This window comes from Bradyrhizobium sp. NAS80.1, assembly GCF_001908205.1.
GTDB lineage: Bacteria > Pseudomonadota > Alphaproteobacteria > Rhizobiales > Xanthobacteraceae > Bradyrhizobium.
Genome location: NZ_LGHL01000039.1, coordinates 1 through 9217, shown reverse-complemented (window position 1 = coordinate 9217; position 9217 = coordinate 1). Strand labels below are relative to the sequence as shown.

The window sequence follows — 9217 nt, the reverse complement described above, 5'->3', positions numbered from 1 at the left end:
ATGTCCCTTGCCGCGAGGGCCGAGGTGTCGCGTGCACGTCATGTTAATCATGTAAACGAACATAGCGAATGTTCATATGAACATGATCGTGTCGATTTCAGCTTCGTAGGAGGCTCGACGGGTGTTCAGATGAATATTTGGCGACAGAAAAAGCCCGAGACGTTTGAGTGCGGGCAATCGCTCTTGCCGCGCGCGCGATGTGTCGTCCCGACGCTGCACCCTCGACATCATCGAAATCGCCGACGTGGCGCGCAGGCATGCCGTGCGCGCGGCTTCTCCCCATCCCTTCGCGACCTTCGTCGTCGGTGCAGCACGCGCGCTCGCCCCGCGATTAGCCGACCCATCAACATCGTAAGCATCACACTGTTGGAGAATGAGCATGTCTGACATCACCCTTTACGGTCATCGTGGCGGCGGCGATCCCTACCCGGATTCAACGCTGGAATCCTACACATGGGGCATGAACTGGGGTGCGGATTTCGTTGAGCCGGATCTGTATCTGACCAAGGACGGCGTGCTCGTCGTCAGCCACGACAACATTGCAGGTGGTTTTGCCAACGTGACCTACGCGGAAGCGCTGGCCATGAACCCGGCGCTCCTGACCTTCGGTCAGGTGATCGATCTCGTGAAGCAGTACTCGCTCGAGACCGGCCGCGACATCGGCATCGTTCCCGAAACCAAAAGCACCGACTACGCGACCAGCGAGGCCGTGGTCAAAACGTTCATCGAACATGGTTTCACCGACCCAAGCCTGATCGTCATCCAGAGCTTCAGCGCAACCAACCTGCAGCAGCTCCACGACACCATCATGGTTCAATACGGTGTGGATTTTCAGTTGCTGCAACTCACCGGTAGCGCGACGTCCGCTCAGCTCGCGAACTACGCGACCTACGCGGATTTCTGGGCGCCTTCTATCGGCTCCTTCACGGCGGCGGACGTTGCGCAGGCTCATGCCGACGGCCTCAAGGTGGTGGCCTGGACGCTCAACGGGTCGTCGCAGGCCGACATCCAGAATCTCATCGACATGGGCGTTGATGCCGTTTTCGTCGACAACATGCAGGGAGCCCGCCCGAACGAGGAGGCGATCAACGGCATCAAGGTCATCTACGGCACGCCGGAATGGAATGTCGTGAACGACACCGCCGGCGATGACATGATTTATGCCATGCGGGGCGACGATATCGTTCGCTCCACCACCGGTAACGACACGCTTTATGGCGATGGCGGCAACGACCTGCTGTTCGGCGGCGCGGGCAACGATCATCTGGTCGGCGGCTCAGGCACCGATTACCTGTCGGGCGGCGCGGGCGCGAACGTGCTCGACGGCAGCGCCGGCAACGACGTCATCGTGGCGACCGGCAATGGCGACCAGGTGCTGTTCAACAGCGGCGACGGCATCGATCTGGTCTCGCTCAACGACACCACCACCATCACGTTCGGCGACATCAAGTCGACGGACGTCACCGTCACCGTCACCGAAGACAACGCCTATTTGATCATCCGAGCCAATGCCAATGACGCGGTGGTGATTCGCGGCACCGATCTGCCGGCCTTCATCACTTTCGCGGATGGCGTGACATGGACCGGCTCCGAACTGTCGTTGCATGCGACCATCGGGACCGATGCCGCAGTTGCAGCCGCTCTGCCGGATCTTGAATATGTGGCGAACAAGGCTCCCGCACTTGCGACTGCTTCGACCATCGCGGTCGGCACTGATCTCGTCGCCAATGACGGCATCGGCAACGGCCACCTCATCGAGCAGGTCGAGAATGCCGAAAACGGCGCGATCTACCGCCTGAGCTTCACGCTCGCCGATCTCGCCGGTGGGGAGGATACCGGCGTCAAGGTGCTCTGGAACAACCAGGTGATCTATGAAGGCACTCCGGAAGGTGCAACCAAGATGCACTTCATCGTCACCGGCGGCTCCGGTGACGGCTCGAACCAGCTTGTTTTCGAAGGCGCAGGCGCAGATTCGAGCGTCTTCGACGCTTCGCTCACCGACGTGCATCTGGTCAAGCTCGCTGATCCGAGCATGCCGTCGCCGAACAACGCAGCGCCGGACGCCGTCGATGCGAGCGTTCTGGTCAGCCAGGACATCGCTATCTCCGGGAAAGTGACCGCAACGGACGCCGACAGCGATGCGCTGTCGTTCATCCTCGGCGATACGACGCAGCACGGCACCCTCACGTTCAAGGCGGATGGTTCGTATGTGTACACACCGAACGTTGGTTACCTCGGTGCGGACAGTTTTACCTATGTCGTGAACGATGGACACGGCGGTGTGGACGAAGCGACCGTCAACTTCAACGTCATGCCAGGGATCGTGATCGGCACGGATCTGATCGTCAACGGCAGCTTTGAGGACATCTCGATCTCCACCGGCAACAATGGCCCCAACTCCGGTGACTGGGGCTACCGCAACGCCAACGGCATCATCGCGGGCTGGACAGATGTCAATGGCCACCGCGTCGAGCAGCATTGGGACTCGCCGAACGGCGTCGTCGCCAAGGACGGCAGCATCTTCATCGATATGGATGGTTACAACACCAACACCCATCTCGTTCAGACGATCGGTCACGTCGAGAAAGGCGCAACCTACCAGCTCTCATTCTCGCTGGCAGATGCCGATACGGCCGTGAGCGATGACGGCATCCAGGTGTATTTCGCTGGTCAGCTCGTCTATGAGGGCGTGGCAACCAACCCGTGGCAGACCTTCACCTTCACGGTGATCGGTGGATCGGGCGACGGTTCGAACAAGCTGGAGTTCATCGCGACGGGCACGAGTCTGAACACCTACGGTGCAGCACTCGACGACGTGCATTTCATCAAGATCGCCGAGGCCGACGCGCCTCTGGAAAATCATGCGCCGGATGCCGTGGATGGCACCGTCGATGGTCGCGCTGACACCGTCATCACCGGCAAGCTCACGGCTACGGACCCCGATGCCGATATCCTGACCTTCGCTCTTAAGGATGCTGCAGCTCACGGCACCGTCGTGGTCAAAGCCGACGGCACCTTTGAGTACACGGCGAACGACGGCTTCACCGGAACGGACACTTTCACCTACCTGGTGAGCGACGGGCACGGCGGCACGGACGTCGCGACCCAACATGTGACGGTCGATGCGCCGTTGCCACCGCCGCCGGTCAATCTGATCGTCAATGGCGGCTTCGAGGATCTGACCGGCGCCAACGACGTGGCGAGCTGGGGTTACCGTAACACAAGCCCGGCCGGCGTCATCGCCGGATGGGTCAACGTGGCCGACACGCGTGCTGAGGTCCACAAGGATACGGTCGGTGGCATCAGCGCCAAGGAAGGAACCTATTGGTTCGACATGGAAGGCGCGAACAAAAACGCCAAGCTGGTCCAGACTGTCGCCGGTATCGAGGAGGGCGCAACCTATCAGCTCAAGTTCTCCATTGCGGACACCGACACCGCGCAGACCAATGACACCATCCAGGTTTGGTGGGGCGGTGTGATCATCTACACGGGTACGCCGCAGGCCGCATGGCAGGAAATCACTATCGATGTGGTCGGCGGTGCCGGCGATGGATCAAACAAACTGGCGTTCGAGAGCATCACAGCAAGCTCGAACGGTGCGGGCGTAGCGCTCGACAACGTCTCGATGATCAAGATTGATGAGAATCCCAATCTGATCATCAATGGCAGCTTCGAGGACCTGACCGGCGTCAACGACTCGGCCACCTGGGGTTACAGGAACGACAAGCCCGCCGTTATCGCAGGCTGGACCGATCTCAATATCACCCAGAAAATCGAACTGCATGCCTCGCATGCCCAGGACACGACAAACAACCCGATCGATGCCGAGGACGGCAAATACTATGTCGATACGGTCGGTAGCTCCGCAGGCACGAACATCAAGCTTGCCCAAACGGTTCAGGGCGTCGACGCCGGCAAGACCTACAAGCTGACCTTCTGGCTCGCGGACGGGGATGCGTCGCATTCCGACCAAGGCATGAACGTGTTTTGGGGCGGCAAGCTCGTCTACAGCACGTCTCCGGGGTGGGATTCGGCGACCGGCACGATCGCTGCGGGCGCAGCGGCGGGCCAGCCGACAGCTCCGAACGGCCAGACCTGGCAGGAGATCACGGTCTATGTGACCGGTGGTGATATCGTGAACGGCGGCGTCGCCAACCAGCTCATCTTCCAGGGCACCGGGAATGCGAGCGGCAATAACGGTGCTGAGCTCGACAACGTCTCGCTTCGGTTGGTGAATACTGCGCCGGTCGCAGTAGCCGACACGCTTCCAGACGTGGTGCAAAACAGCCCATCGTTCTTGATCAAGACTGCCGATCTGCTCGCCAACGACACGGACGTCGATCAGGACCTGCTCACCATCACCGGTGTTGGTTCGGCTGCCGGTGGCACCGTGACGCTCGACCAGGACGGCATTCACTTCACGCCGACTAGCGGCTTCACCGGTGAGGCGTCGTTCCAGTACACGATCTCGGACGGCCAGGGCGGCGCGGCGGTGGCCCACGCCTCGTTCGATGTAATTCCGGTTGACCACGCTCCGATGGTTACGCCGGTCGCTCCGGTGACCACCGACGAAGACAAGCCTGTCACCGGCCAGGTGGTCGCTACCGACGTGGACGGCGATCGGTTGTCCTACGTCATCAAGGGCGATGGCGCCGCCAACGGCAACGTCACCATTGATGCGAACGGCAACTGGATCTACACGCCGACCGCGAACTATCACGGTGCTGACAGCTTCATCGTCACCGTGAGCGATGGTCACACCTCGATCGACACCGTCGTTGCTGTGACCGTCAACTCGGTGAACGACCTGCCGGTGACCGTCGCCGACACCGGAGAAGTCCAGCTGCGTGACACCGCGACGTTCGATCTCGTGCACAACGATACCGACGTCGAGGACGGCCAGCCGCACCTGACCGGCTTCACCGTCACCGGCGTGGACGGCGTCAACGTCAGCACCGATGCGGCGACCTCGGCCTTCCACATTGTCGACGGCCAGCTCGTGTATGACGGCGGTGATATCTTCTCGTCGCTGGGCGATGGGCAGCAGGCCACCGTGACCATCAGCTACACGGCGGCGGACAATGACGGCGGCCACTCCGCCGGCCAGTTCGTGCTGACCCTCGATGGCCTGCATGCGGTCAGCGGCACCAATGGTTCGGACGTCCTGTCCGACACCACCGCCGCGGACCACATCACCGCGGGCGACGGCAACGACATCATCGTCGCGTCATCCGGAAATGACGTCATCGATGCCGGCACCGGCAACGATATGGTCACGCTCGAGAGCGGCGACAAGATCGTCAATGGCGGTGACGGCAACGACACCATCAACGGCGGCTCCGGCAACAGCGTGCTGAACGGCGATGCCGGCAACGACAACCTGTTCGGCGGCGCTGGCAACAGCGTGCTCAATGGCGGCGTCGGCAACGACAAGATCAATGGCGGTGACGGCAATGAAACCATCATCGGCGGTGCGGGGAACGACCAGCTCTCCGGCGGCCTCGGCAGCGACACCTTCGTCTTCAAGATCGGCGACGGTCACGACAAGGTGTCCGACTTCCAGGCGCAAGGAACGGATCACGACGTGATCGAACTCGACCACAACGTCTTCGCCGACTTCGAGGCGCTGATGGCCTCCGGCGCGGTCCACGACTCGGGGAACGGCGTCGACATTTCCTACGCCGACGGCTCGAAGCTCACGCTGACCGGTGTGTCCAAGGCCAGCCTGACGGTCGACGACTTCCACTTCGCTTAACCCAGCCAAATGGAATGACACCAACGAAGGAGGCGCAGCAATGCGCCTCTTTCTTCCAATCCTTCGTTTGTAACGGAACGCGTGTGATGTCCAGCAAGGTTCAGAACCCGTCGGCAAAGTCCGAGCTGGGGCAGGCATTGGCTGCATGTCGGCATGCCTTTGTCGTGTTCGGCTTGTTCAGCGCGGCGATCAATATCCTGGCGCTGACGGGCTCGTTCTTCATGCTGGAGGTCTACGACCGGGTGTTGCCGAGCCGCAGCGTGCCGACCCTGATTGGTCTGCTGTCGCTGGTGATTGTGCTTTATCTGTTTCAGGGATTCATGGACGCATTGCGCGGCCGCCTCTTAAGCCGTATCGCGGTCCGTTTCGATCAGGCGTTGACGGATCGCGTGTATTGCATGGTCTCGCGCTTGCCGCTGCAGGCGCCGCGGAGCGGGGAGGGAATTGCGCCCGTCCGCGATCTCGACGCGATTCGCGGCTATCTGTCCGGACGCGGGCTGACCGCATTCTTCGATTTGCCCTGGCTGCCGTTCTATCTGGCCATCTGCTTCGCATTCCATGTCTGGCTCGGGGTGACCGTTCTTGCGGGCGCGATCATTCTCATCGCGCTGACATTGCTGACGGAGGTCTATTCGCGGGGACGGGTGCGGGAGGCGGCGCAGGTCGGCGGCGAGCGCACGCGTCTGGCGGAATTGAGCCGCCGCAATGCCGAGGCGATTACGGCGCTCGGCATGACGGGCCGTCTGCTCGATCGCTGGCAGGAGGCCAACCACAAATATGTGGTGGGGCAGCTGCGCGCGAGCGATGTCATCGACGGGCTCGGCTCGATGGGGCGTGTGTTTCGCATGATGCTGCAGTCAGTGGTTCTCGCGGTCGGCGCCTACCTTGTCATCAACCAGCAGGCGACCGCGGGCATCATCATCGCCTCGTCGATCCTGTCGACGCGGGCGCTGGCACCGGTTGATCTTGCGATCTCGCAGTGGAAGGGGCTCGTCGCTGCGCATCAGGCCAGACAGCGCCTGGAGAAGCTGTTCGCCCTGCTGCCCGTACAGCCCGAGCCGACACCGCTGCCCGCCCCCACAAAGAACATTTCGGCGGAGGGGGTTACCGTCGCGCTGCCGCAGTCGCAGCGCACAGTGGTGCAGGACGTTACCTTCACGCTGAAGAGCGGTAGCGGACTTGGCATCATCGGACCGAGCGCTTCAGGGAAGTCGTCGCTTGCCCGCGCTCTGGTCGGCCTGTGGCCTCCAGTGAGAGGCAGCATTCGCCTCGATTCAGCGGCGCTGGACCAGTGGATCCCGGAAACCCTTGGCAAGCACATCGGCTTTCTGCCGCAGACCGTTGAACTGATCGAGGGTACGATCGCCGAGAACATTGCCCGCTTCGATCCGAGCGCGCCCCCCGGACAGGATTGTCGATGCCGCAATGGCCGCTGGCGTTCACGAACTGATCGTGCGCCTGCCGCAGGGCTACGATACACAGGTCGGCGAACAAGGGCGCAGCTTGTCTGCGGGACAGCAGCAGCGTGTGGCACTGGCGCGCGCGCTCTATGGCGACCCGTTCCTGGTTGTGCTCGACGAGCCGAACGCCAACCTCGATTCAGAGGGAGATGAGGCCCTGACCGCGGCCATTCTCGGTGTCAGGGAGCGGGGCGGAATCGTCATCGTCGTTGCTCATCGCCCGTCAGCTCTGGCCGGGGTGAATTTTGTGCTGGCACTCGCAAACGGTCGTCAGCAGGCCTTCGGTCCGAAGGATGAAGTCCTGTCACAGGTCCTGAAGCGGGAGCCTCAGCCCGGGCCTTCACGAGTTGTAGTGATGGGAGGCCAGAAATGACCGCGATCGAGATTGGACACGGGTTCGACGCAGGGAAGTCGATCCACCGGCATTCGCTCCTCGGGGCAGCGGGACTGGTGGCGGTCTTTCTTGGCTTCGGCGGGTGGGCGGCGACGACTGAGATTTCTGGGGCGCTGGTTGCACAAGGCTCGATCGTCGTCGATTCGAACGTCAAGAAGGTGCAGCACCCCACGGGCGGCGTTGTCGGTGCCCTGAACGTGCATGACGGGTCCATCGTTCATGCCGGCGACGTGGTCGTGCGCCTGGACGAGACCCAGCTCCGTGCCAATCTCGGGATCGTGGAGAAGGCGCTCGACGAGCTCTCCGCCCGTGCCGCACGCCTGCAAAGCGAACGCGACGGGCTCGAGGCGATGAAGATGCCCGAGGCCTTCCTGAATCGCCAATCGACACCCTATGTCCTTCAGGTGATGGATGGTGAGCGCAAGCTCTTCAACATGCGCCGGGCGGCGCGAGCGGGGCAGAAGGAGCAGCTTCAGCAGCGCATTGTCCAGCTTGAGGAAGAGGTGCGGGGGCTCGAGTCGCAACAGGAGTCCAAGGGGCGCGAGATCGATCTGGTCCAGGAGGAGCTCAAGGGCGTCAAGGACCTCTGGGACAAGCACCTGATCCAGATGGCGCGTCTCACGTCACTTGAACGCGACGCGGCGCGCCTTGGCGGGGAGCGCGCGCAACTGATCGCGTCCATCGCGCAGTCGCGCGGCAAGATGGCGGAGATCCGGTTGCAGATCTTCCAGGTCGATCAGGATCTCGCCAGCGACGTATCGAAGGAGCTGCGTGAGATCGATTCCAAGATCGGCGAAAACGGGGAGCGCAAGATAGCGGCCGTGGATCAGTTGGAGCGGATCGATATCCGCGCGCCGCAAGACGGAATCGTGCACGAACTGAGCGTGCACACCGTGGGCGGCGTGGTCAAGCCGGGCGAGGACATGATGCTGATCGTGCCGGTGAACGATACGCTCGACGTCGAGGTCAAGATTCAGCCGCAGGACATCGACCAGCTGGCGCTCGGGCAGACCGCGGGGCTGCGCTTCACCGCCTTCAATGCACGCACCACGCCGGAGATCGACGGCGTCGTCAACCGCATCGCTGCGAATACGACGACGGACCAGCGAACCGGGCAGTCCTATTACTCGGCCCGTATCGGGATTGCTCCCGCGGAGATTGCTCGTCTTGGCGACGTGAAACTCGTTCCCGGAATGGTGGTGGAGTCATTCATCAAGACGGCCGACAGAACAGTCCTGTCCTATCTGACCAAGCCGCTGGCGGATCAGGTGACAAGGGCTTTCCGCGAGCGGTGAGGGATCGCTTCTGGCCGCCTTCATGCAATCGTCGGTGCGGTCGAATGCCCGGGCGCCGAGTCCCCTTGGCCGCTCCGTCAAGATATCCCGTCGATTCCGGGCGCGCCATTCAGAACTGGATCGCGAACTCTGAAACTAATACGCTTCAGTACCGTGAGCTCGCGATTTTCTGCCCGGTTCTTTGCAGCGAGCAGGATCTCTCCCATCTGCTTGATCACGGGCGGTTCGAGCGCCTCGATTTTCGCCGCGACTTGCGGATCAAGAGTACCCTTGCGGCCGTAGCGTCCACGAACGTCACTGGCATGCCCGAGAA

Annotated in this window: 4 protein-coding genes and 1 pseudogene; 3 read left to right on the top strand and 2 right to left on the bottom strand. The window is 62.0% G+C overall.

Going from position 1 to position 9217, the window contains the following annotated elements:
• Nucleotides 1–72 precede the first annotated feature (72 nt).
• The gene (locus tag AC629_RS09885) at nucleotides 73–381 is read right to left on the bottom strand and encodes a hypothetical protein (RefSeq protein WP_143199034.1); all 309 of its coding nucleotides are present in this window, start codon (nucleotides 379–381) and stop codon (nucleotides 73–75) included.
• Between AC629_RS09885 and AC629_RS09880 the strand changes: the two genes are divergently transcribed.
• From AC629_RS09880 to AC629_RS09870, 3 genes and pseudogenes are all read left to right on the top strand, one after another.
• Nucleotides 380–5755: an Ig-like domain-containing protein gene (locus AC629_RS09880; RefSeq protein ID WP_168195439.1), complete on the top strand. Its 5376-nt coding sequence runs from the start codon at nucleotides 380–382 to the stop codon at nucleotides 5753–5755. The two genes, AC629_RS09885 and AC629_RS09880, sit on opposite strands and share 2 nt — an antisense overlap.
• Nucleotides 5756–5841: 86 nt before the next feature.
• A pseudogene (locus AC629_RS09875) lies at nucleotides 5842–7588 on the top strand (type I secretion system permease/ATPase).
• A complete protein-coding gene (locus AC629_RS09870) occupies nucleotides 7585–8904 on the top strand; it encodes an HlyD family type I secretion periplasmic adaptor subunit (RefSeq protein WP_084804609.1) in 1320 nt (439 codons plus the stop codon). The pseudogene AC629_RS09875 and the gene AC629_RS09870 overlap by 4 nt, the downstream one beginning before the upstream one ends.
• Before the next feature lie 77 nt (nucleotides 8905–8981).
• On the opposite strand, the gene AC629_RS09865 is transcribed toward AC629_RS09870, so the two are convergent.
• Nucleotides 8982–9217: hypothetical protein (locus AC629_RS09865; RefSeq protein WP_143199033.1), on the bottom strand; the 236-nt coding region annotated here is incomplete at its 5' end.

What these genes read in the sequence shown, in the direction of transcription:
- AC629_RS09870 (WP_084804609.1), top strand. Translation starts at nt 7,585, where the DNA reads ATGACCGCGATCGAGATTGGACACGGGTTCGACGCAGGGAAGTCGATC.
- AC629_RS09885 (WP_143199034.1), bottom strand. Translation starts at nt 381, where the DNA reads ATGCTCATTCTCCAACAGTGTGATGCTTACGATGTTGATGGGTCGGCT.
- AC629_RS09880 (WP_168195439.1), top strand. Translation starts at nt 380, where the DNA reads ATGTCTGACATCACCCTTTACGGTCATCGTGGCGGCGGCGATCCCTAC.